Origin of the sequence: Nonomuraea mangrovi, from assembly GCF_042681425.1 — a bacterium.
GTDB classification, from domain to species: Bacteria; Actinomycetota; Actinomycetes; order Streptosporangiales; family Streptosporangiaceae; genus Nonomuraea; species Nonomuraea mangrovi.
This window is the reverse complement of record NZ_JBHUFV010000105.1, coordinates 49615-74126: the sequence shown is the minus strand read 5'-3', so window position 1 is coordinate 74126 and position 24512 is coordinate 49615. Positions and strand designations below refer to the sequence as shown.

General features: G+C 71.4%; 17 protein-coding genes. 4 read left to right on the top strand and 13 right to left on the bottom strand.

The features are described from left to right. Positions 1-76: 76 nt before the first annotated feature. The 12 genes from ACFSKW_RS52810 to ACFSKW_RS52755 all read right to left on the bottom strand — a co-directional run bounded on the left by ACFSKW_RS52810 (position 77) and on the right by ACFSKW_RS52755 (position 18626). Positions 77-1387, bottom strand: coding sequence for a hypothetical protein (locus ACFSKW_RS52810; protein WP_379583139.1), 1311 nt, complete (start codon positions 1385-1387; stop codon positions 77-79). 102 nt (positions 1388-1489) lie between these two features. After that, positions 1490-3481, bottom strand: a complete 1992-nt coding sequence (locus tag ACFSKW_RS52805; protein WP_379583137.1) for a hypothetical protein — start codon at positions 3479-3481, stop codon at positions 1490-1492. A 227-nt stretch (positions 3482-3708) separates the two neighbouring features. After that, positions 3709-4098 carry a (deoxy)nucleoside triphosphate pyrophosphohydrolase gene (locus ACFSKW_RS52800; RefSeq protein ID WP_379583135.1) on the bottom strand — a complete coding sequence of 130 codons (390 nt, stop codon included), beginning with the start codon at positions 4096-4098 and terminating at the stop codon, positions 3709-3711. Between the two features lie 129 nt (positions 4099-4227). Next, positions 4228-5319, bottom strand: coding sequence for a C40 family peptidase (locus ACFSKW_RS52795; protein WP_379583133.1), 1092 nt, complete (start codon positions 5317-5319; stop codon positions 4228-4230). Then, entirely contained in the window at positions 5316-5957 is a 642-nt protein-coding gene (locus ACFSKW_RS52790; RefSeq protein WP_379583131.1) for a hypothetical protein, read from the bottom strand. Before ACFSKW_RS52790 ends, ACFSKW_RS52795 begins: the two co-directional genes overlap by 4 nt. Positions 5958-5959: 2 nt before the next feature. After that, positions 5960-8218 (bottom strand): type IV secretion system protein, encoded by a 2259-nt coding sequence (locus ACFSKW_RS52785; RefSeq protein WP_379583129.1) that lies wholly within the window; start codon positions 8216-8218, stop codon positions 5960-5962. Then, entirely contained in the window at positions 8215-10689 is a 2475-nt protein-coding gene (locus tag ACFSKW_RS52780) for an ATP-binding protein (RefSeq protein ID WP_379583127.1), read from the bottom strand. Before ACFSKW_RS52780 ends, ACFSKW_RS52785 begins: the two co-directional genes overlap by 4 nt. Before the next feature lie 106 nt (positions 10690-10795). After that, positions 10796-13597 carry a TcpE family conjugal transfer membrane protein gene (locus tag ACFSKW_RS52775; RefSeq protein WP_379583125.1) on the bottom strand — a complete coding sequence of 934 codons (2802 nt, stop codon included), beginning with the start codon at positions 13595-13597 and terminating at the stop codon, positions 10796-10798. A 101-nt stretch (positions 13598-13698) separates the two neighbouring features. Then, complete coding sequence (locus ACFSKW_RS52770) at positions 13699-13977, bottom strand: hypothetical protein (RefSeq protein WP_379583123.1); 279 nt, start codon at positions 13975-13977, stop codon at positions 13699-13701. Positions 13978-14022: 45 nt separating this feature from the next. Further along, on the bottom strand, positions 14023-15027 hold the full coding sequence (locus tag ACFSKW_RS52765) for a conjugal transfer protein (RefSeq protein WP_379583121.1): 1005 nt from the start codon (positions 15025-15027) through the stop codon (positions 14023-14025). 333 nt (positions 15028-15360) lie between these two features. Next, positions 15361-15663, bottom strand: a complete 303-nt coding sequence (locus tag ACFSKW_RS52760) for a hypothetical protein (protein WP_379583119.1) — start codon at positions 15661-15663, stop codon at positions 15361-15363. Positions 15664-15920: 257 nt separating this feature from the next. Continuing rightward, entirely contained in the window at positions 15921-18626 is a 2706-nt protein-coding gene (locus tag ACFSKW_RS52755) for an ATP-binding protein (RefSeq protein ID WP_379583117.1), read from the bottom strand. Between the two features lie 132 nt (positions 18627-18758). On the opposite strand from ACFSKW_RS52755, the gene ACFSKW_RS52750 reads away from it, so the two are divergent. Genes ACFSKW_RS52750 through ACFSKW_RS52740 form a run of 3 tightly spaced genes read left to right on the top strand, consistent with a single transcriptional unit; the run spans position 18759 to position 22727 of the window. Continuing rightward, positions 18759-19844: an alkene reductase gene (locus tag ACFSKW_RS52750; protein WP_379583115.1), complete on the top strand. Its 1086-nt coding sequence runs from the start codon at positions 18759-18761 to the stop codon at positions 19842-19844. Continuing rightward, positions 19841-21124, top strand: coding sequence for an MFS transporter (locus ACFSKW_RS52745; protein ID WP_379583113.1), 1284 nt, complete (start codon positions 19841-19843; stop codon positions 21122-21124). Before ACFSKW_RS52750 ends, ACFSKW_RS52745 begins: the two co-directional genes overlap by 4 nt. 34 nt (positions 21125-21158) lie before the next feature. Then, the gene (locus ACFSKW_RS52740; protein ID WP_379583111.1) at positions 21159-22727 is read left to right on the top strand and encodes an MFS transporter; all 1569 of its coding nucleotides are present in this window, start codon (positions 21159-21161) and stop codon (positions 22725-22727) included. Positions 22728-22775: 48 nt separating this feature from the next. Here ACFSKW_RS52740 and ACFSKW_RS52735 read toward each other — a convergent pair whose 3' ends face one another. Beyond that, complete coding sequence (locus tag ACFSKW_RS52735; RefSeq protein WP_379583109.1) at positions 22776-23450, bottom strand: TetR/AcrR family transcriptional regulator C-terminal domain-containing protein; 675 nt, start codon at positions 23448-23450, stop codon at positions 22776-22778. Positions 23451-23830: 380 nt separating this feature from the next. On the opposite strand from ACFSKW_RS52735, the gene ACFSKW_RS52730 reads away from it, so the two are divergent. After that, a complete protein-coding gene (locus ACFSKW_RS52730; protein ID WP_379583107.1) occupies positions 23831-24319 on the top strand; it encodes a DUF6326 family protein in 489 nt (162 codons plus the stop codon). Positions 24320-24512 lie beyond the last annotated feature (193 nt).

The following is a 24512-nucleotide window of genomic DNA, read 5'->3' as shown; positions in this document are numbered from 1 at the left end:
CAGGACTTCGCTCCCCGCCGCCACGGCGCGACCCATCAGACGCTCACCGGGGCCCGCGGAGCGCGGCCCGGGGGCGTCAGAACTCGCGGCGGTCGCGGTCCTCGCTCAGCGGGAGGATCATCGTGCCGTCCTCCGCCCGGGCCGCGTCGTCGAACTTCCACGGCTCGGCGTCGCCCGCCTCCTGGGCCGAGGACGCGAGGGCGGCACCGTGCCCGGGGTGGTGCGGGTCGTCGTAGGGGGCGTCCCCACCCGGCGGGATGTCGCCGAGCGGCGGCTGGTCCGGCGGTACCAGCGGCTCGAACAGGTCGCGGTACTGCGTCTGTCCCGACATCACGTCGGGGGGCAGCGGGTCGTCCCCTGCCACCTGGAACTCGCGCGGCTGGAAGGCGTTGAACTCGCCGGGCGGCTGGTCCTGGCTCTCCACGTACTCGGGCTGGACGTACTCCGGCTGGGTGTACTCCGGCTCCGCGTGCTCCGGGTACGTCTGCTCGGGCTGGGGGTAGCCGGGCTGCGCGTAGGCGGGGTAGTCGGTCGGCGGGCCGTACATCGAGGGGTCCTGGGGGAAGGGCTGCTGGTAGACGGGCGCGTACTGCGCGGGCCCACCGGGGTAGGTCTGCACCGGCACGAAGCTGATGATCGGCGCGTAGGCGGGGACCGGGCCCGCGAAGCCGGGCCCTGCCGGGTACCCGTACGGCTCGGGAACGGGCTCGCCGCGGTGCCGTCCCACCGGCCCCTGCGGCCCCGCTCTGCGGACGGCGGCGGCGTGGGCCAGCCTGCGCAGTCGTCCCTCGAAGATGAGCACCGCGAACAGGGCGAGCAGCACCAGCACCAGCGCGGGGATGCCGAGCTTGCGGCTGAGCTGGGTCTGGTCGTACTCGGGCGCGGCGTTCCGCACCACCAGCTCCTCCGAGTCGGAGACGGCGGTGGACGGCTCCGCGGAGGGCCCGGTGGACGTCTGCGACGGCGTCTCCTGCACCGCGGGGAAGGAGAACGTGGGCGCGGGCTCGGAGACCTCGGCCGAGGTCTGCGGCACGCTGACGTCGGCCGACGGCACCACCGGCGGCGGCTGCACGGGCGGCGCCTGCGTCGTCGGCTTGTCCGTCGTCGGATCCGGCGCCTTCGTGGTCTTGGTGGCCTTCGGCGTCACCGTGGTCGTCACCGTCGTGACGGGGTCGGTGGGCGTCGGAGTCGGCGTCGGGAGCGTGCTCGTGATCGTGACCGTGGTGACGACCTCGGTCGGCTCGCAGCTCTCACCCGCGTCGCACGGCGGGATCACGTCGCCGGGATCCCTCGCCGCCACGGACGCGCTCGCGACCTGGCCGATGAACGGGACCGCCGTGAGCACCACGCCGCCGCTGATGCCTAGGGAGAGCAGAAGGGCGGACACGGCCGTCAGTCGCCTGGGTGCCAACGCTGCCCTCCGCGTATTCCCGAAACCTTGGTCAACAAGAATACTAGAGCGGTAAATGTAAGTGCAAAGTCCGATTTACTACATCAGTCGGGATTTCCGGCTGACGCGGATTCGTTGCGCTCTCGCCACGCCCCACAGTCCGCCGAGCAGTACGAGGAGCCCGCCGGCCAGGACCGGCAGGCCGTTCAGGCCCTCGGTGAGATCCGTCCTGCTCGCGGCCTGCGCTTTCTTGGGAGGGACCGCGAGCTCGCGCGGCAGCGGTACTCCGAGAACCGGCGGGTAGGTGCTCGAGGCGGGCTGTTCGGGGGCGACCTGCGGCAGCCGCACCTTCGCATCACCCGGCACCGCCTGGGACTGCCCCGCGCCCGTCAGCGTCGCATCCGACATCGGCATCGCCTGCCCTCCCACGGCAGGGGCCTGTACTCCGGTAGCGGGAGACTGAACCCCCGACACGGGACCCCGGGCCTGAGTCGAGCCGGCCCGCCCCTTGGTCGAGCCTGCCTGCGTCTTGGTCGCACCCGCCTGGGCCTTGGCCGCACCCGCCTGGGCCTTGGTCGCACCCGCCTGGGCCTTGGTCGCACCCGCCTGGGCCTTGGTCGCACCCGCCTTGGCCTTGGCCGCCGGAGTCCGGGCCTTGGCCGAGGAAGCCTGAGCCCCGGTCGGAGCCTGAGCGCCGGTCGCGGGAACCTGAATCCCTGACGCGGAAGCCTGCGCCCGAGTCGCGGGCATCTGGCCACGGGTCGCGGGCAGCTGGCCACGGGTCATGGGAACCTGGCCGCCGGTCGCGGGCAGCTGGCCACGGGTCATGGGAACCTGGCCGCCGGTCGCGGGCAGCTGCATGCCCGCCGCCGGAGGCCGCACGCCCGTCACCGGAATCTGTGCACCCCTCACCGGAGACTGCATGCCCGTCAGCGGAGACTGCGCACCCCTCGCCGAGGGCTGGGCGCCTCTCACCCGAGGCCGCGCACCCGGCCGGACACGCGGCCGGGCACCTTGCTTGGCACCGGTGGCAGCGACCTGCCCTCCGGCGTCGGGAGGCCGTATGCCCGTCGCGGGCCGCTGCCTGGTGGTCGCGGGAGGCCGTATGCCCGTCGCGGGCTGCTGGACACCCTGCGCGGGCCGCTGGGCTCCCGCCAACGTCTGCTGCCCGGTCATCGTGGGCGCCTGCTGGGGCAGACCCTTGGCGTTGCTCTCCGCGAGCTGCCCGATCCCTGCGACGGCTCGGGGTTCGTCCGCGCGCGGCGCCGTCACCTGGGCGGGCGCGGCGGGCGGGCGCCCTGTGCCCGCACCGGACACTCCGGTCGAGGGCTGCAGCATCGGGCGCGGCTCGGCGGAGATGGGTGAGGGATACTTCGCCGGGCGCGGCTCGGCGAAGCCGCCCATGGGATGGTTCACCGGGCGGGGCTCAGCGAACCCTCCCGCGGGGAGGTTCACCGGGCGCGGCTCGGCGAACCAGGGCGAGGGGTGGGGGCCGACGGGAGCCCTTGCCGTGGTGCTGAGCAGTTCCGAGTCGCCGGCCTCGCCTCCTCCCGTGTGAGCCACCGCCGCCAGCACGACTTCCTGCGTCCCGTCAGGGACGGTGAGCTCGACGTCGAACGCCCGCTCCCCCTGGACGTCTCCCAGCGCGCACACCTTCGCGCCGGACACGCCCTCCACGGAATCCGCCACCGATCCGTCGCCGGCCCCGGCGACCGCCGCCTGCGGGCCGTCGAACCCGTCGGCGCCCGCCGCCGGTGCACCGTGGCTCCGCCCTGCGTCCATCGCCCACGCGCCATCGCCTGCCATCGGCGCGTGGTGACTCTCCGTGACATCCGTCACCCGCGTGCGGTGGGTTCCGTTCATGTCCGGGGCCAGTGCGCGGACGGACGGGTCAGAACCCGCCGGCCATACGGCCTCGCCCTCGGCACGGGCCTGTGTCGTGGTGCATTCCACCCCGGACAGCGCATGCGGCGGATGGGCGGCGACCGCCACGCTGGCGTCGCGCGCGTCCCCCTTCAGGGCCACCCTGAAGCGGAGGACGTCGCCCGTCCTCAACCACTGGCCCCAGTCGGGATCACCGACACGGTCCACGCTGAGCGCGATCGTCCCCTCGTGAGATGCCCCATCAGGAACAACCTCGGATGCCGAGGCCTCAACCGCTGTCATCGTGGCCGTGGTAGCCAAGATCAGCGCCCCTGATCCGACAGCCGATGTGATCTGGGCGCGATGCCACCAACCCACTGCGCTTCTCCGCTTCCCCCGATACGGGATGCGCCAACAACACACTGCGTAGTGGTTATGTCACTCAGCGGAGAGGATTAATCCTCTCGCAGCAGATTCTCCACAGCCTTGACCACCGGAAGATCCGCCGTCAACCACGGGACGTCGTAGAACTCCTCCAACGCCAGCCAGCGCAGCGCCAGGTGCTCCTTGGCCTCGGGCGTTCCCGAGGCCAGCGACGCCAGCCATACCCGCATCACGTAGTCGTCGCCGAGGGGCCAGTCGCCGCCCACGCGCTCCCCGATCTCGACGATCACGCCGAGCTCCTCGTGGCACTCCCTGACCAGCGCGTCGATGTCGCTCTCCCCTGCGTCGACCTTGCCTCCGGGGAACTCCCATCCGCCCGCCAGCTCGGGGGGTTCGGCCCGCTGCGCCGCCAGCAACCTGCCGTTGGCGATGATCGCCGCCCCCACCACCAGAACCGCCATCGCATCTCCTCGCCTTCGAGCCCCCCAACCTTACGCACCCATCCGCGCGGCGTCCCAGGAGACGGCGAACCAACGGTTCGTGAAGGATTCACGACGGCCCCGCGACAACCACCCCGCGTCCGGACCCGGCTACAGCGACGACCTGAGCTTGGCCAGTTGGTCCTTGACCGTGGTGTTCTCCAGCGGCCTGGTGAATCCGACGATGGTGTCCCTGCCCCGATAGCTGGTCACCTTGATCGGGCCGCACAGCCGGCAGCGTGCCTCGATCATCTTCCCCTTGGACACCACCATCCCGACATGTCCGGGATTGTCGGGCCCGGTGCCGGGCCCCGCGTTGAAGAAGACCAGGTCGCCCGGCTGCTCCTGCCCGTCGGGCACCTTCACCCCGAACGGCCACTGTCCGAACGTCGTCCGGGGAATCGTCAGCCCCACGCTCCGGTAGGCCATGTAGATGATGCCCGAGCAGTCGAACGCGTCAGGCCCGGTGCCGCCCCACAGGTACGGCTTGCCCCGCTGGTCGAGCGCGTAGGCGAGGATGCGCCCCACGACGTCGCTCGGCGCCGCCTGGATGACCGGGTCGTCGCACGAGGCGTCCGCCTGCGGAGGCACCCTGACCTGGCCGTCGGCCGCGTACTTGCGCGCGATCTCCTCGACCTGGTCGACGTACCACCACGCCCTGTTGTAGACGAACAGCGACCGCCGCACGTTCTCCGGCGCCCCGTTGCGCTTGAGCATCTTCGCCGCGCCCAGGATGGCGTCGGCGGGGTTGTAGATGTCGGCCCATCCGTCGTCGTCGCCGTCCGAGGCGTACCCGTTGAACTTCGACGGGATCGGGATGCGCTTGGCGCCGCCCCATGTGCTCACGAGGAACTGCATCGGCCCCGCGGCACCCGCGTAGTTCGTCCCGCTCTGCACGCCTGGCAGCGTTGAGCGTCCGTGGTCCGTCTCGCGCTTCCCCACGGCGGCCAGGATCGTCCACTGGACGCCGATCTTCTTGCCGAACTTCTGATAGAGCGCCAGATATTCGGCGGGGATGTCCGCGGTCGCCCCCTCCGAGGCTTGTTCGTCCTGCTGGGTAACCTCCTCGCAGTCGGGCAGGTCGCCGCCGCCGAGGAAGGAGGGGAAGCCGGTCATCAGCATCGGGGACATGATCAGCGTCACCAGTACGAGCCCGGCGAGGCCGAGCGCCCCGACGATCTTCGTGCGGGAGGAGAGCTTCACCCGGTGCTGTCTCCATCCTGCCCCTGGTCGGCGGGCTGCAGGTCGAAGACCCGCCAGTCGGAGCCCATCTGCTGCACGGTCACCGCGTAGTCCTCGTCGCGTCTGGTCGGCCCGCTCTTGGCGGACACCTCCCTGGTGCCGGTGACGACGAAGACGATCGAGGTCCTGTCGACCTGCCTGATCTCCTTGACCTTCGCGGTCGCCTGCGAGACCACCTCGTCCGTCCTGTTCGCCTCGACGGTGCCCGGCGAGGTGACGGTGCGCGTCAGCACCTCGGCCAGGTCGGCCGTGGTGAACACCTTCAGCCTGCCGGCGTAGGCGGCGGGCTCCTCGTCGTAGCGGAAGGTGCCGTAGGCGGCGGCGAAGCGCACCGCGAGGTCCGCCGCCGCGGCCAGCTCCTGCTTGGTCATCGGCAGGTAGGAGTAGATGTCGAAGGGCGCGTCGCTCGCCGTGGCCAGCGGGGTGGCGACGGCGGGCGCGGCAGGCGACCCCGATCCCGTACGGCCCGCCGCCTCCTGACCGGCGGCGGGCACGGGAGCCTCCGAGTCCGGCCACAGCGTCACGAAGAGCCCGACCGCCGCCAGCACGAGCACGATCGCGGCGAAGGCCAGTCCTCTCCTGTCACCCGGCTGTGCCATCGTCAGTCCTTGTCGGGGCTACTGGGCCGCAGCCAGAACGGCACCGGCGGCTCGTCACTCCTGCCCTCGCCCTTACGGCTGGGCAGCCACAGCGGCGGCGGCTCCGACGACCGGGCCTGCGGCACGTCGGCCGGGCGACCGCCACCGGACGAGCCGCCGGACCCACGCGAGCCCGACGAGCCCGACGAGCCGGAGGAACCGCGCGAGCCCGATGAGCCGCGCGAGGGGGACGAGCCCGATCCGCCGCCGAACAGGCCACCGGACGAGCGGGTGCCGCGGCCCGCGCGCGAGCCGCCCGCCGTACCGCTGGATCCGCCGCCGCCTCTGGAGGCCCAGCCGCCGCCCGACCTGCCGCCGAACCAGCCCGAGCCGCGGGACCCGCCGGAGCCCGAGCCACCCGAGCCGCCGGTCCTGGGCCCGGCGGAGGCGGACCCGCCCGAGGACGCGGCCGTGGGGGCGCCCGACGGGGTGGGGCCGCCCGTGCCGGTGCGCGTCGGCCGCGTGGGACGGCCGCCCGGGCTGAGGTTGAGCGGGGGCGCGGCACCTGTGCGCTGCGCGGGAGCAGGTCTGGCGCCCTGCTTCCCCTCGGCGTCGGTGGCGAGCGGCGCGGGCACCCTGGTGCCGGACGACGCGTTCGCCGCGGCCCCCTCCTCGCCCCTGACCCTGCCCTGCGCGACCGCGGCGCCCACGGCGGCCGTGGCCCCCGCGGTGCCGCCCGCGGCGGCCGCCTGGATCATGGGCTCGGCCTTGCGCAGGCCCCAGCGCCCCGCCTTGGTGACGGCGACGGGCGGCAGCGTGTTCGCCGCGCGTTCCAGGATCGGCGAGGACGCGGCCTCGCCGAGCATCCTGGTGGTGAGCGTGTGACCGTTCATCGAGGCGAACAGGTGCTGGAACGGCCGCCGGTAGAAGAACACGGCGATCGTCAGCAGCGCCATGAACAGGATCTGCATGCCCCACGGCAGCGCGGTGGAGATGATCAGCGCGTAGCCGTACACCAGCACGCCGAGCACCAGCGCGAGCACGGCCTGTCTGAGCAGCATGCCGACCAGCATCTCGACCCAGCGCATCGCGATGATCCGGCCGCTGCCCGGATGGACGCCGATGAGCAGGAAGACCGGCCCCATGATCAGCAACAGCAGGAAGCCGACCTTGAGCATCAGCAGCGAGACCGCCACCAGGAAGATCAGCAGCCCGGCGATGAGGGCGGCCAGCAGCGCGCCGATGGCGATGCCGAGCCTGCCGCTCCAGTCCTTGCCCTGGAACAGGAAGTAGATGGGTGTCGTGCGCAGCTTCTCGGCGATCTCGGCGTAGGCGGCCTGATGGGCGTTGCTGTTGGGCGTCTGGCCGCCCTGCTCGTCCTTGTCGATCGCCTGGATGTCGAGGAGCTTGGCGCCGAAGTCGCGGATGACGGGCGCGTTGGGGTCGGAGGTGCCGAACTGGCCGACCAGCCAGGGCTTGCAGACCAGCGTGGACCACAGCGCGTCGGCGTTCTGGTCGACGCCCGGCACGCCGGTCCTGGCGTAGCCGCCGTCGGCCGGCTTCTCGCCCGTGGAGCCCTTGGTGGGCAGGCAGGAGGTGCCGCCCGCGCCCGGCAGCCCGGAGAACGCCTGGTTGACGACCTCGGTGGTCTTGTCCGTGACGATCTTTCCGAGCCCAGTGAAGTCGCCGGGACGGCTGAAGAACCACACGGCGACGGTGACCGCGAGGACCATCCAGACGACGGCCTCCGTGGTGACCGACGCCCTGCGCCTGAACAGGCCGTACCAGGCCAGCCAGATGGCGGCCAGGATGATGATCGGCTGCAGGAACGGCCAGTACATGGCGGCCGCGAGGTTCTCGACGATGTCGTCGACGACGTCCTTGATGGACTGCAGCGGGCCCTCGGTGGCCGCGGCCTGGTAGGTGGTGATCGTCAACCGGTCGACGGCCTTGGCCCAGTCGAAGATCATGTTCGCCCACGAGTTGCCGAGCATGGCGGCCACGTCGCTGCACCCGAGGTCGTCGGTGTGCCAGAACTGGCCGGTCATGCCGTAGCGGGCGTAGTTGGTGGTCGCCTGCGGCGCCGCCGTCCCGTCGGGCGGCGGGGCTTGCAGCAGGCCGTCGACACCGCTGCCGACGAGCTGCGGGGCGAGGTCGGGTGAAAGGTCACAGAACGGAGCGGCGGCGGCCGCCGTGCCCGAGGGCAGGGCGAGCGGCAGCGCGAGGATGCCGAGCAGCAGCACCAGCGCCAACGTCAGCCGCCGACGTAGTCGGCCCTTCATGAACGTACCTCCTGCGCTCCTGTCACTCCCCCGCGATTATGATCATGCACGTTCTCCCCGGGTTTGTCGTGCGTCGGGTTCGTGTCGAGCCACCGCAGCAGTTCCTCGGAGATCAGGTCTACGCCGATGCGGCCCGCTCTGCCATCGAGATCACGGAAAATGCATTCGCCGTTGCCGAGAGATCGCAGAACGGCCTTGTGCTCCTCCGAGGCCTCCACGCCGAGCAAGGCCATGACGTGGTCGACCTCCACCCGTTCGGTGGAGCGGAAGGCGAAGACCGAGGAGAGACAGTTGGTGACCTGCTCGTTGAGGAGGTCTCCCGCGTTCTGCGAGACCAGGACGAGCGCGGTGTTGCGGGAGCGGCCCATCCGGCTGACCTCGGGCACCAGCTTGGCGCCCTCGGGCGTGGAGGTGATCGCCCACGCCTCGTCGAGGAAGATGGCCTTGGGGGCGCGCCTGTCGAGGCCGTTCATCAGCCTGCGGGCGAACTGCGAGACGAGGTAGAGCAGCGCGACCGACAGCCGCTGCTCGTAGGAGTAGTCGTCCCGCGTCGTCGTGGCGTCGGGCAGGGTGAGTCCGCCGAGCGTGAAGACGGTCGTCCAACCCTCGGAGTCGATCTGGTCGCCGCCCGACGCGTCGAAGCACAACCTGGCCAGGTGCATCTCCGACATCGAGCGCAGCACCGCGCCGAGGTTCTTCGACGCGGCGTCGTCGGCCTGCTCCAGGAAGTCGACGACCTTCCCGAGCGAGGGGTCGGGCGCGTTGGAGACGGCCGCCACCGCCTGGATCATCGCCGACTCGCGCTCCTCCGACATGCGCGGCAGCAGCAGCCTCAGCGTCTCGGTGGCCATGGTCTTCTTCGCCGCGATGTCGTCGCCGAAGGAGAACGGGTCGAGCAGCCCCGGCGCCGCCGACCCCAGCGGGATGATCCGCGCCTTGCGCTCGCGCTTCTGCAGCAGCCGTACCAGCGACTCGGCGTCGCCCTTGGGGTCGATCACCGCGACCGTGACCCCGCGCAGCGCCATCTGGTAGATCATCAGCAGCGCCAGCGTCGTCTTGCCGCCGCCCGGCTCGCCCGTGACCGCGATGGCGGTCGGCCTGTTGCGCGAGGCCGCCACCAGCGGGTCGAAGTGCACGATGCTGCGGGCGCGGCCCACGGTCTCCCCGATGTAGGGACCGTGCCAGCCCGCGTCCGTCTCGATCCTGTCGCCCAGGTCCACCGTCGCCGTCGCCATGCCGCCGGCGATCGTGCGCAGCGGCTGGCGCTGGGCGTAGGCGTTGACGGTCACCTTCTCACCCGGCAGCGCCTCGCAGAACAACGAGAACTGGTCGCCGGTCGAATTGACGATGTCGATGCCCATGTCGCGGTAGTGCTCGATGACCGCCTCGACCCGCTGCAGGCAGATCTCCTCGGTCGGGGCGCTCACGATCAGCCGGTGCCAGCCGTACACGAAGGGAAGCCGTTCCTTCGTGATGCCGTGCTCCAGCATGCGCGCCGCGTCGATCTGCTCGGCGAGCGCGATCGGCGCCTCCGCGCCGGCCTCCCGGATGTGGATGTCCATGTCGCGGGCGTGGGCGAGCTTGCGGGCGACGTCCTTGGACGCCTTGACCGGCGGGATCAGCCGCATCCTGCTGGAGACCTCCACGGGGAAGGGCAGCTGGTCGGCGAAGTGCATCCACGGCTCGCCGTCAGGGAAGGGCATCAGGTCGGGGAACCGGGCGAAGGACAGGTGCGCCACATAGGAGTCACCCTGCGGCTGCACGATGCGCAGGAACGACCTGCCGTTGTGGATCTGCCCTTCGACGAGCGACTCGATCTCTCCCCTGCCCCAGCGCCGCTTCGGGCTGGCACTGGCCGGCGGGTCGCCGAGCGAGGCCGTCGCCGCGTGCCTGAACAGCCACGCCACCTCACTCGACGTGGCGTGGCGGGCGTAGAGGGCGCTGGAGGCCAGCGCCCTGCCGAGCCGTTCGGCGTGCTCGGTCCACCTGGTGATCTCGCCGTCGGGCACGTGATCGTCATCGAGCCCGAGCGCCTTCTCGCTGCGCTGGTAGAACCCGAACAGCTGTGACAGCACGCCGGTGCCGAGCTGGCGGCCGCGCGGGCCGAGCCGTACGCCGAGGTAGACCTCCTTGGACCAGAAGTCCTTCGCCCAGACGTGCCGGTACATCTCCTCCAGGTAGTCGCGCCAGCCCGGCCCCTCGTCGGAGGTGGCGTTCAGCGCCATCGCCCATTCGGCCGCGGGGTAGGTGCGGTGCGCGACCCTGAGGTGCACCTCGGCGTCCGGCATGCGGATGGCCGCCAGCGCGATCGTGATGTTGGTGGCGAGCGCCTCACGCTCCTCCGGCGTGACGAACTCGTAGCTGACGGTCGGCAACCTGAAGTAGGCCCACGCGGAGCCCTCGGTGAGCAGGATACGGTCGTCGAAGTATCGGACCGCCAGGCGCTGATGCGCCCGCGTCGCCCTGCTCATGCCGCCCCCTCAGCGCATGAGCCTCGCCGGTCGGCGAGAAGACTGCTCTCCAGACCGCCATACCTCCGTCGTGCCGGTCGCCCGATGCGACTGGGTGCCCGGGGGGTCACTGCGCCACTTCCTCCTCGCTGGGACGTGTGCTCTGTGCTGATGCGAAACCCGCGATCACGACCCCGGCCAGGGCGAGGTAGGCCCGCCGTCCCGCCGGTCGCAGCTGTCCTGGCTCCACGGGCTCGGTGCCGCCCTGCGCCAGCTCGTCCTCCCACGGCACCCTGACGATCGCCCTGCACCTTCCGCGGGCCACCGCCTCGGCCTGCTCCACGTCGGTCATGCTCCGGCGGCTCACGCCGTTGACCACCATGACCGCGCGCCTGCGCAGGTCGGCGCAGCCGTGGCCGTCGAGCCACTCGTACGTCATCGCCACCGCCTCCGCCGCGTCCTCGCTGGCGGGGACGACGAGCACCAGCTGGTCCGCGTACGGCAGGACCCGCGCGGCCAGCGCGGGCGCGGGGTCGACGACGGCCAGCTTGTAGTGATGGTCGAGCAGGCGCATCGCCTGGCCGAGCCGCTGGTCGGAGTAGAGCGTGCGGTCGGCCAGCCGCTGCTCGGCGCCGATGTCGGTGTCGGCCGCCACGACCTCCAGACCGCTGCCCGTGCGGGTGGTGAACGCCCGCATGCCGAGGTAGCCGCTGATCTGGCCGAGCCCCGACAGCAGGCTGGTCAGCGTCTCGGGCGACTCGGCCTTGATACGGCTGGTCAGCGTGCTGCCGCCGGTGCTTGCGTCGACGGCGAGGACCCGGTCGTCGCGGTAGTGGGCGAGGGTGTGGCCGAGCATCAGCGCGGTCGTGCTCTGGCCCGCGCCGCCGGTGCAGCCGAGCACGACGACCCGCCTGCTGCCGCCGAACACCGCTCGCGTCCGCGCCTCGTCGATCTCCGACCCGTCCGTACGGCTGCCGCCACCGCCCACGACCACCTGGGCGAGCCTGCGCCAGCCGCCGGAGGAGTCGCGCCCGACGACGGACTCGACCCTGCGCACGCGGGGCTCGTTGCGCGCCCCTGGAACGGCGGTGCCGGGCGTGGCGGGGGCCTGGACGGCCCTGATGTTGAGCGGCGGGGCGCCCTGCGCGGGCGGGGACGCCGGTCGAGGAACAGGGCGGCGTTCGGCGGGCGCCGTGGGGAGCGGCGGCTGCGCGGATCGCTCGGCCGGGGACCGGGATGGCCGCTTGCCCTGACCGATCGACGGGATGGTGGGCTTGACCTGCCCCTGGAACACGACGGCGGTCGTCAGCGGCGGCTGACCCTTGCGGTGCTGGTCCCTCGCCTGGTCCTCGGCCTGCCGGGCATCGTCGGCGCGCCTCGGGCCGCGCTGCGGCACGCCGGTCGCCGCGGAGGGCTCGAAGGTAGGAGGCAGCTCGGGCAGCGAGGCCGGCGAGTGGCCCTCCACCTCCTCGGGGCCCTGGTGGACGGTCGGTAGCTCGACCTGCCCGTCTTCGGCCTGCCGATCCGCGGCCTGCTCTCCGGCCTGCCGGTCCGCGGCCTGCTGGTCCGCGATCTGCCGGTCCGCGGCCTGGCGGTCCGTGGTCAAAGCGGCCGTGAGGGGCGCGGCGGGTGCTTCGAGCGCCGGCGCTTCGGGGACCGCAGACACGTCGGCGGCGGGCTCGGCGGACGCGTCGGCCGTAGCGGCCAGCCTGCGCAGCCTGCGGAGGGCCTCGGTGCCGATGGGCTTGGGGGGCATGGACGCCGACGCACCCGCCGTGGACCCCGGGTCAGCGGCGACGGACGCCGACGCCGGAGAAACGGCGGCGGACGTGGACGCCGGAGAAACGGCGGCGGACGTCGACGCGGCGGACGGCGCCTCCGGAGAAGCGGCGGTGGACGCCGACGCGGCGGACGGCGACGCCGGGGCGTCGGGGGCCGGTGTCCTGGCGGCCCCGGGCTCGATCCTGGAGCCCCAGCGAGTGGACCCTCTCTCGGCCTTCTTCGCATCCCCGCGAGCAGCCGCGGTTCCGGCCTCCCTGGCGCCTCCACGGACGAGCCCGGACCCGGACCCGGCCTCCTCCGCGTCCTCGCGGGCGAGCCCGGCTCCGGCTTCTCTCACGTCCTCGCGGGCGGGCCAGGACCCGGCTTCTCCCGCGTCCTCGTGGTCGGCCCCGTCGCCCATCGGAGGAGCCGGGGCATCGGGCAGGCCCGTCTGTCCGGTCACGTGCTCGGCGGTGCGCGCGACCTCCACGACCAGTCCGTCGCCAGGCGCGGGATCGGGGGTGACCTCCACCCGCAGGGGGACGGAAGCCAGGTCCGCGTGCCGTACAGGCGAGAGCGACGCGTCGAGCTCGGTCTGGAGCAGGGCGGGGGCGACGCCGTGGCGGCGGCCCGTGGCGCCGCCCCAGGCGGGCCGCGCGGGAGCGGTCTCGGCGACGGGCGCGCGTGTGGCCGCCGCGGCGGCGGCGGCCACGGCGGGACGCACCTGGCGGGACCTGGCGACGGCGGGGGCGGCATGGCGCTTGCGAGCGGCCGCGCGTGCCTTCGCCCTGGCGGGAGCGGGGGCCGCGCGCCAGACCCGGCCGGAGAAGGTCACGGTCTCGGGCTCGCCCGCGGGCGCCATGCGGCACCATGAGCGGGGCTCGCCCATGTACCGCAGCTGCGACTGCATGAGCTCGGTCAGCCGCTTGTTCTCGATGACGGGGCGGGTGGACAGCCACGTCACGATGCCGGGCGGTACGAGATAGAGCACGTGCCACGGCGCCTCGAAGCCGATGCCGACGAGCCAGAGCAGCACGGACCATGGAGCGAGCACGCCGACGAACACGCCGATCCAGACGATGGGGAGCGGCATGGGCAGCCGTAGGTCGTACAGCTTGTAGAGCCGCTTCTCGATGCGCCAGATGTTCGTATAGGTAGGCAGGTCCATGCGGTCCTCCTCTCCGCCCTCGCTCGCAGCCGCCGCTGCCTTTCGTTCAATGACCGCACCAAGGCGGTCTCAACCCTCCCGATACCGACAGGGAGCGGTGCTCACTTGATGCCGAGAGCCCCCGCGATCGCCCTAGCTGTGACTTCGATGATGTTGGGAACGTAGAAGATCACGCCGATCGCCACAGCGAGAATCAGGAACTGTACGAATCTCGTGATCTCGCGTGTGAAGAGGAAGAACAGCGCGACGACCGAGACGACGACGAGGAAGAGCGGGGCGAAGAACCCGCGTAGGAAGTTGGCGAGCCCACCGGTGTCGAGACCGGTGGGGGCGGGCGACGGCGTCGCCAGTTCTATCAAGCTGAGGATGAGGGTCTTCATCTAGGGTCCTCCCGGGGGGTATCGATCAGCAGCGTGGTCGTGCGTCTATCCAACGGCCCGACCGGCACCGCGGATGTCTTCGACGTACCATTTGTCGCCCTGCTTCTCGACAGTGAGGCGGTAGGCCTGCTCGAGGCGTCCGCCGACCGCGCCCGGCTCGGTGGCGCCGGGCGTGGCTGAGGGAGTCGCGCCGGTCGGCACGCCCCACACCACGACTGCCTGGATCTCTCTGGTGGCACCCCCCACAGGCACCACGACGCTCTTGAGCTCGATGAAGGTGAAGGCCCCTCCGAAGCTCGGCAGGCTCTTGCCGGCGACCAGGTAGCGGGACAGGTCGGAGCTGCCGTCGGCGTAGGCCTTGAAGAAGCCCTGCAGCTGCGGTCGCAGCTCGGCCTCCGCCGCCTCGTCGCCCTCGGGCTGGGCCACCTGGGGCAGCTCGGCGGCTCCGGGAGCGGGCAGCAGCGCGGGATGGCCGGAGACCACGAACCGACCGCCCGAGTAGAAGACGGGCACCGACAGCAGGAACCTGCGGGCGCCCGACTGGAAGGCCAGCGTGACGATCGCGTTGCTGGCGTCGACGGTCTCCACCCCGAAGGGCTGCAGGTTGGCGGCGAACATGCGGCCGTAGCCGTCCCAGCCCCACTGCGGGTCCTCGGTGCTCGGCAGGTACGGCGCGAGCTGCCTGCTGCGCTGGTCGAGCTCCTCCGACTTCATGTTCAGGTAGATGCTGGCGAACTGGGTCGCGAACGCGGAGGCGCGCTCGGCGGGAAACGCCTGACTCGTCGGAGAGGGAACGTTCGCCGTGGGAGTACCTGACTGAGTGAATCGCTCAAATGGTGCACGAACCCCATTGACCACGATAACTACGATAAGCGCCCAGAGAATGGCGCGGCCGGTCCAGACGAGCCAACGTCCGCCGCCTCCCGTCCAACCGCCGCGCTTGGCCGTGCGCCGGTCGCCGGGAGGAGCCTGGTCGAACTCTGGGTATGCCGAAAGCTCGGGGTCGCCAGCGATCCGAGGACCGTGCTGGACGGTTGACCTACGAGCCATCACGCCTCCGCTCGCGCCGATCCCCCCGGCTGGCGCGATGTCGCATCATCCGTGGCGAAGCAGTCACCCTATCGAGTCCCGCCAATTGTTCCAGGAAAGCCACGCCCATGCTGCAGGCATCGCCGCGTGTGGGCAAACCGAGTGCGCATGACTGGCCGGAGTGCCAGTTCCTGTCCCTTTCGTGTGGAATTGGCATTTGACCTGGCCAGACATGGGGAAGGCATTACCCGATGGCCAGAGATTGCTGTCCAAAGGGCATAGGCACTGTCTCGAACCACACATTTGGTATAGGCGGCGGCTCGCGCTTGCGTGCGGCCTGGTCAGAGGGGGTGCTCAGGCGGTCTCGGGGCCGTCCACGGGATGCAGCCGGCGGCGAGTTCGCAGATCGATCACCCTCGGCGCGTCGTTCTGCGGCTTGACCCGGTCGAGACGACCCCGCAGATCGGCGAGCATGGCCTGCGCGTCACGGTGGCGCATCCGGCGCATGACCTCTTCCCGCTCCTCCATCTTCCTGCGGAGGTAGGCCTCCCTGTTGACGCGCAGGCCGTACATGAGCTCGACCCTGAGCAGGGCGAGCTCCTCCTCCAGGCTGATGCTCGCCAGCGCGGGGGTGGTGGGGCGTCGGTTCCGCAGCATGCGACGAATCATGATCTGTCCTCCCGAGTCAGCGTCATCGCCGTGACGATTCGACGCGCCAGGGTTGGAAGGGGTTGACGCCCCATGCTGTCCCGGTTTCACCGGACTCGTGGATAGTCGTCGCCCTTGGGGCTTCCGGGAGCTCCGGGACCTCGCGGCCTTCCCTTCTGAGCGAGGGCTCCCCGAGCGAGACGACAGAGCCCTTGAGCTTCGAGAACGGGAGGAAGATCGCGCTGGTCCGCGTCGAGCGGCGCCTGTCAGTCGATGTCGAGGCGGGCGAGCTCGCGGCGCGAGCGAATGCCGAGCTTGCGGAAGGCCCGGTAGAGGTGGTGCTCGACCGTCCGAGGGCTGAGGAAGAGCTGCGCGGCGATCTCCCGGCTGGAACCTCCTTCCACCGCCAGGCGAACCACCTGCACTTCCTGTGAGGTGAGCCGATCCAGCAGGTTCGCGGCGGTGGGCTCGGCCTGCGACAGGGTTTCGCCCGTGGCGTGCAGTTCGGCCCGCGCCCGCTCCAGCCAGGGCACCGCGCTCAGCCGCTCGAAGACGGCGAGCGCGGAGCGGAGCTGTGCCCGCGCGTCGCTGCGCCGCTTCGCCCGCCGCAGCCACTCTCCGTACAGCAACTCGGTACGCGCCTGCTCGAACGGCCTGTCAACGTGCCTGTGCGCCTCCAGCGCGCGCACGTAATCCGCCTCGCTCCCGCTCACCAGGGCACGGCAGCGGCTGCTCACGGCCTCTGCCCACGGCTGGCCTCCGGCCCGCGCCCACGCCTCCAACCGGCGCAGCGGCTCGGCGGCCCGCGTCGGTTCGCCCAGCCGGACGGCGGCCTCCACCTGATCAGCGGCCGCGACGAGCAGCCCCGAGGCGTGCCTCAGCGGCCCGCGCATGGCGGCCTCCAGCCGGTCGAGCGCGGCGGCGTAGCGACCCAGCCCCAGGTCCAGCAGGCTCAGCGCGGTCGTGCCTGCCATGCCGCCGGTGTCGGGCGCGCTGCTCGCCAGCCGCACGCAGCGAGCCTCATCGCCCTCGATGGCAGCGATCTTCGCCAGCACCGAGTGGAGCTGCGGAACCCGCTGTTCAAGCCCGGTGTCGCGGGCCAGCCGTACCGCCTCCTCGATGGACGCCTCGGCGTCGCGATGCCGCCCGGCCGCCACCTGTACGCCCGCCAGGTCCTGCAGCCTCTGCGGCAGCGCACCGACGAGGCCATGGCGACGGCAGTGCGCCACATCGGCCTCGGCCAGCTCGGCGGCGGCCTCGTCAGCGCCGAGGATCATCGCGCAGAGCGTGGCCCATGAGATCGTCAAACCTCCGGCCAGGCGGATCGCTCCCTCCTCGAACGTCTCCGGCCTTGCCGCCCCTGGCGGGAAATCCGCCTCCGGCCGGGAGGCACGCGCGACGAACTCCGTCAGCAACGGCAGGCCACGCGTGTAGTCCTCCTGCACCAGAGCCGCCATCCCGAGCACCATGGGGTCGGGCCATCCCATCTCCGACAGCCGCTGAGCCGCGCCCAGGATCGCCTCACGGTCGCCGTGGAACCAGCCGTAGCCCGCGCCGGCGCGCAGCATCGACACGGCCTGCTCCTGCGCCGCGTGCGCCGCCCCCTCGGCCAGCACACGAGCGGCCAGCCGCCGCTCGCCCACCTCGAACTCCACCACCGCACGCACGGGCGCCAACGTGGCCAGCCGCTCCGGGTCGTGCACCAGCCGCTCGGCCTGCTCGACAAGGCTCACCGCGCGGGTCGCGTGGCCGACGGACAGCGCCAGCCACGCCGCCTCCCCCAGCCGCACCGCCTGTGTCGGCGGCTCCGGGCTGAGCCACGCGGCCTGCTCGTACAGCCCTGACGCGGCGGCGTACGCGGTGCGGCCGCGCGCGCGCTCGGCCGCGCGGGCGATCTCATCGGAAACCTGCTCGTCCGCCGACGTCGTCGCCGCGGCTAGATGCCGGGCCCTGCAGTCCTCGTCGCTCGCCACCGCCGCCAGCGCCCGGTGCACAGCGACACGGCGCGCCAGCGGAGCGCCTTGGTAGGTGGCAGTAGCGATCAGGGGATGACGGAACGTCACGACGTTCGCGGTGACGTCGACCAGTCCTGCCTGCTCCGCCTCCGCCAGGTCCTCCAGCCCGACCCCCAGCGCCGCGGCCCCGCCGAGCAGCGTGGGCAGATGCCCGCGCCCCTCGGCGGCGACCGTCAGCATCATCTGGCGCGTCTTCTCGGGCAGCACGCCGATCCGCGACCGGAAGGAGGCGAGTACCCGGTCAGGGACCGGCATCGGCCCGGCCACGGAGTGGTAGGGGCGCTGCATGGCGGCGAACTCGATGAGCGCCAGCGGGTTACCCGCCGCCTCGTCGACCACCTGCTCGCGCGAGGCGGGCGCGAGCCCGCGGTCTGTCAGCAGCGAGGCCGCGTCCTCGGCGGACAGGCGCGACGGCCTCAGCTCGGGAATTCCGGCCGCGACGAAACCCTCCTCGCGCGCGGCGAACAGCAGCGCGACCCCTTCCGCCGACATCCTGCGCGCGGCGAAGAGCAACGCGTCGGCGGCGGCCTCGTCCAGCCAGTGCGCGTCGTCCACCAGGCACAGGAGCGGGCCTTCCTCGGCGACGTCCGCCAGAAGGGTCAGGACGGCCAGCCCCGACAGGAACCTGTCCTGCGGACCCGGCCACCGTGCCTCACCTGGCACGAGCACGGCCCGCAGCATGTCGGCCTGAGGCCCAGGCAGGGCGCCGAGCCTGTCCCGCACCGGCCAGAGAAGCTGCACGAGCCCGGCGAAGGCGAGATCGGCCTCGGCTTCGATCCCGGTGACCGACAGCGTGCGCAACCCCTCACCGGTCGCGTACTCGGCGGCCCAGGCCAGCAGCGCCGACTTGCCGATCCCTGGCTCCCCCCGGACGACCAGGCCGCCGCTCCGGCCGTCTCGTGCCGCATCGATGAGGGTCCGGAGCTCGGCTCGTTCACGTTCCCTGCCGTACAGCAACCCAGCACCCCGCCCCGTCGATACGCACACCGACCACCGTACGTAGATACCGAAACATTACCGATTCGCCGCGTATTCACCGCTTCATAGCGTCGGACCAGCGGAAATGCCGACACGAAATGTGAGGAAGACGTGAGCGAGCTTCTCAAGCCGGTGACCCTGGGCCACCTGGATCTGCCCAACCGCCTCGTCATGGCACCGATGACCCGCAGCCGCGCTCGCGGCGGCCTGGTGGACGAGCTGACGGCGGAGTACTACGGCCAGCGCGCCGGCGCGGGACTGATCATCACAGAGGGAACCCAGCCCTGCGTCTTGGGCCAGGGCTACATCGACACTCCCGGGCTGCACTCGCCGGAGCAGGCGGCGGCCTGGCGGACGGTCACCGACGAGGTACACCGTGGTGGTGGCCGTGTCTTCGTCCAGCTCATGCACGCGGGCCGGATCGGCCACCCCTGCCTCTATCCCGGTGACGCACTGCCCATGGGGCCCTCAGCCGTCCCCTCCGGGGAATGCCTCTACACGCCGCAGGGTCCGCTGGACCACCCCACTCCGCGCCCCATGACCATGGACGACATCGCCTGCGCCATCGAGGAATTCGTGACCGCGGCCCGATACGCGATGGACGCGGGATTCGACGGGGTGGAGCTGCACGGCGCCAGCGGCCACCTCATTCACCAGTTCCTGTCGGACAACACCAACCGGCGCACCGACGCCTACGGCGGATCCGTGGAGCGGCGCATCCGGTTCGCCATGGAGGTGGTACAGGCCGTCGCCGACGCCATCGGCCCGGCACGCACCGGGATCCGCCTCTCGCCGGGCATCACCTACAACGGCATGGACGAGAGCGACTCCGAGATCCTCTATCGCGAGCTGGCGCGCGCGCTGGCGCCGTACGAGCTGGCGTATCTGCACGTCTCGGAGAACGACACGCGCGGCATCACACAGCTGCTGCGCGCCGAATGGCCTGGCACGCTCGTGCTCAATCCGCACCCGAGGGGTGGGGGCGAGCCCGCGACCGTGCGGGAGGGGGCGGAGGCGCTCCGGTCGGGGCTCGCCGACGCGATCTCTTTCGGGCGGCTCTGGCTGGCCAATCCCGATCTGCCCGCCCGCGTCGAGGCAGGGGGGCCGTACGCCGAGGCCGACACCACCACCTTCTACGGCGGCGACCATCGCGGCTACACCGACTATCCGACGCTGACGATGACGGATCCCCGATGAGTGATGACTCCCTCACCGGCCGTCTGGGGGCGCCGGACAGCGGACCGCGCGCCGCACGGGCCGGCGTATCCCGTGACGTGCCGGTGAGCGCGCCCCCGCACGAGCGCGACGTCACGCGCGGCGGCGTCCCGGCGGTGTTGCTGGCGCTGATGGCGGGTCCGATGTCGTTCGGAATCGCAGGGCCGACGTTGGTCCTGCCCCACGCGGCTCGCGAGCTCACCCTCAGCGTCGGGGCGTTGACCTGGCTGGTCACCGCGTTCGGGTGGGCCATCGCGGTCGGCACCCCGCTGCTGGCGGGCCTGCAGAATCGTCGCGGCGCACGCATGGCGCTGCTGACCGCCACGGCGCTGGTGCTCCTGGGCGCGGTCCTGGTGATGACCGCCTCCGCCCTGCCGTTCCTCATGGCCGGCAGCGCGCTCCAGGGTCTCGGGACCGCCGGGCTCACCACCATCGCCATGAGCCTCACCGGCTCGCCTCGCGCGATGGGCCTGGTCACGGCCTCACTGGCGACGATCGGCGCGGCCGCCCCGTTGATCGGCGACGTCGTGTCCGATCAGCTGGGCTGGCGGGCCGCGCTGGCCCTGCCCGTGCTCAGCGTGGCCTGTGTGCCGTTCGTGCTGCGCAGGCGACCGGTCACGCCGGTGTCCGGCAGGCGGTTCGATCTGGCCGGCATGGTGCTGCTGACGGCCATGGTCACGGCGCTGGTGTTCGTCCCGCACTCCTGGCAGGCGGCCGTGGGCGCGGCGGCGGTCATCGGGCTGCTGCTGGCGCTGCGCCTGCGCGCCAGGCCCGACGGTTTCGTCCCCCTGGCGGTCGTCCGCGCTCCGGCCTTCCTGATCGCGGCCGGGTTGGCGTTCCTGCTGGCGGTGGTCAACTTCGGGTTGATCTACGCGCTGCCGCCGTTGCTGACCGCGAACGCGGGCTGGAGCAGCGGACAGGTCGGGCTGGCCATCACCTGGCCGTTGCTGTTCGGCGGGCTCGTCTCGTACGCGGTGATCGCGATGACCGAGCGGAGTCCCTTCCTCGTCCCGGCCGTGCTCTTCGTGGTGCTGGCGGGGATCGCGACGGTGACCGCCGCCCTCAGCGTCGCCCCGCTGGCGCTTCTGTCTGCCCAGGCGCTCGCCTCGCTGGCCGCCGCCTCAGGGCAGGGAGTGTTCGCGAACCGCGCTCGCGCGGCCGTTCCCGGAGGGCAGGAGCCGGCGGCCATAGGCCTGTACAACCTGGCCTACCTGCTCGGCGCCGCCTTCGGCCCGGCCATGACCACCCTGATGCTGGGTTGAGCCCCACCCCCCCTGAACCCAGGAAGGGAAACACATGTCTGCCCACGCTTCGCAGGCGGGAGCGAGGAAGTGGATGGGGCTCGCCGTGCTGGCTCTGCCCACCCTGCTGATCTCTCTCGACCAGAGTGTGCTGTTCCTCGCCCTCCCGCACCTCGTGGAGGCGCTGAGCCCCACCGGGACACAGACGCTATGGATCATGGACGTCTACGGCTTCCTCATAGCGGGCTTCCTCGTCACCATGGGCACGCTGGGCGACCGGATCGGCCGCCGCAAGCTCCTGATGATCGGCGCCACCGCCGTCGGCCTCACCTCGCTGCTGGCCGCCTACGCGTCCAGCGCGGAGATGCTCATCGCCACCCGGGCCCTGCTCGGCATTTCGGCGGCCACGCTGATGCCGTCCACGCTCGCCCTGATCAGCAACATGTTCCACGACCCGCAGCAGCGCGGCCGAGCCATCGCGGTGTGGGCCGGCTGCTTCATGGCGGGCACCGCGCTCGGCCCGGTCGTCGGCGGCGTCCTGCTCGAGTTCTTCTGGTGGGGCTCGGTGTTCCTGCTGGGCGTGCCGGTCATGCTGATCCTGCTGATCGCCGCGCCGATCCTGCTGCCCGAGTACAAGGACCCCGACGGCGGCAAGCTCGACCTGTTGAGCGTCGTCCTGTCGCTGGCCGCCATCCTGCCGATCGTCTACGGACTCAAGGAGCTCACCCGCCACGGCTGGGAGCCGCTGCCGCTCGTCGCCGTCGTCGTGGGCGCGGCGGTCGGCGCCCTGTTCGTCAGGCGGCAGCGCAACCTCACCCACCCTCTGCTCGACCTCGGACTCTTCCGCAGCGGCGCCTTCACGGCGGCGCTGGTGATCCTGTTGGTCTCGATGGTCGCCACAGGGGGCGGCTACCTGTTCATCACCGGGTTCCTCCAGATGGTGGAGGGACTCCCGCCGATGGCGGCGGGCCTGTGGATGGTGCCGTCGGCGATCGCGTCGATCGTCGCCGCCCAGCTCGCCCCTGCCCTGGCCAAGCGCTTCCCGCTCTCCCTCGTCATCGGAGTGGGCCTGCTCGTCAGCATGGTCGGCTATCTGCTGATCGTCTTCGTCGAGCCGGTGGGCGGCATGCCACTGATCGTCGCCGGATTCGTGACCGTCTTCTTCGGGGGCGGCCCCATCGGCGCGCTGGGCACCAACCTGGTCGTCGGCTCCGCCCCGCCGGAGAAGGGCGGCTCCGCGGCCGCGCTCTCCTCCATCAGCGGCGACCTCGGCGCTTCGCTTGGCATCGCCGCCCTCGGCAGCCTGGGCACCGCCGTCTACCGTGGCGTGGTCACCGTCCCTGACGGCCTGCCCGCCGACGTCTCGCAGGCCGTCAGCGGCGGTCTCGAGCACGCGATCGTGGCGGCTCGGCAGCTGCCCGCCGAGACCGCAGCCAAGGCGCTGACCGCCGCGCGGGACGCCTACACCAGTGGGCTGAACGCCATCGGCATCGTCTGCGCCGTGATCGCCGCCATCACCGCGGCGATCGCGCTGACCGCACTCCGCAAGGCCGGCGCGAGCTCACCGGCCGGCCCGCGACCGGGTCACACGTTGAAGCGGAACTCCACCACGTCTCGTGCTTAACTGCGGAGCCTGCGGTGCAGAGGGCCGCGCGACGGTCCGTGAGCGTCGCTATGCGGAGGCTCTCAGGGGCTCGAGGGCGGCTAGGACGAGGTCGAGGCCGAAGATGAACTCCTCCGCCGGGTCGTAGCCGGCAGCGACGAGCGCCGCGGCGGACTCGTTGAGGTAGGGGAACTCGTCAGGAGGAAGCTGGGGCAGGAAGACGTCCTCGGTCATGTCCGCGAGCTCATCGGCGGTGTCGAACGGCAGGCTGGCTTCCTGCAGGGCGAAACCGTAGACGTAGCTGTCGAGCAACCAGTTGGCGTGCGTCGCCATCAAGACCGAGAAGCCAGCCCTCCGCAGGCAGGCGGTGACCGCTTCGCGGTGGCGGAGGTTCGCGGGCCCCGGCGATGTCCGCGACTCCATCAGGCCGATCGCCCACGGGTGGCGTGCGAGAACCCGTCGGGCGGATACCGCCCGACGTCGCATCGCTGACTGCCAGTCGGTCTCTTCGGGCGGGAGCTCGATCTCCTCGAACACGACGTCGATCATGGCGTCCAGCAACTCCTCCTTGCTCGCCACGTAGTAGTAGAGCGACATCGCGCCCGCGCCGAGAGCGCCAGCCAGCCGGCGCATGCTCAGCCCGTCGACCCCCTCGCGGTCGGCGAGCCGGACCGCCTCGACCACCACCCGTTGCTTGCTCAGCCCCGCGTCTGACGCGACCTGGCGTCGTTCCCTCGCAGACACGGGTCTCCTCTCGCTCGCTCGAACGTCTTGACAATCGTCCAGCGTACGGTCATGGTACAGCGTACGATCGTAGTACAGCGTACGACGTACTATGTACGAACCAGCGAGAGTCGTAGCTCGGACGTGAGGAGGCTTCTGTGGGAATCGAACAGCGATCGAATGCCGGAGCACGCCTGGTGCCGGGGGGCGAGTCCGGCCGGGGCGACGACGATGCGGGCCGCCGACCAGCACCGCTACGGCCTGCCCTCAGCGCTCGAGTCGTCCGAGGTCCGGGCTACCGCTGCCCGGTCGAGGCGATGTGCTCGTCCAGGTGGGCGCGGCCTCGGTACATCCCTGCCGCCACTCCGGCGGAGGGACCGCTCCTCTCGAAAGAAGAACCGATGACCATCCGAACGAAAACCCCGAACCTGCTCGACAACCCGCCGGTCCCCGTGCAGGCCAAGCTCGCCGCCGCGTGGACCAGCTTCATGTTCCTCTACATCTACGTCGACTACTTCCACCTCCACAAGCCCGGCGTCATCGACAAGCTCCGCGCCGGCGTCGTCTTTGAGTTCGACATCAGCCCGACGTTGTTGACCATGATGCTCGCGTCCGTGGCGATCCCGGCCCTGATGGTGATGCTCTCCATGACGCTGCCCGCCCGGGTGAACCGCGCCACGAACCTCGTCGTTGCATTGCTCTACATCCCCTACTCGGCGGTCAACGCGGCAGGGGAGTCCTGGGACTGGGCCTCCTTCTACGGCCTCTCCATCGGAATCGAGGTGCTGCTCCTGGCCTTCATCCTGCGCTCCGCCTGGACCTGGCCTCGAACCCCCGCCGTCCCAGCCGGTCCCGCGACGGCCGACCTTCGACAGGACCTTCGACAGTAGGTATCCGTGTAAAGCCCTACGGCGTGAAGCCCGTGACCAGCTCAGTCGCCAGGTCCTGCGTGGCTTGGTCGGGTGATGCCGTCGGGCGGGGATCGGGTTGCCGTCCTCGTCGAACTTCCCCGACGGACGCAGGCGCAAGTACGATCTGCGCCTGTCTCCTTCCGACCGGCTCCGCGTGACCAGGTCTTCCTGT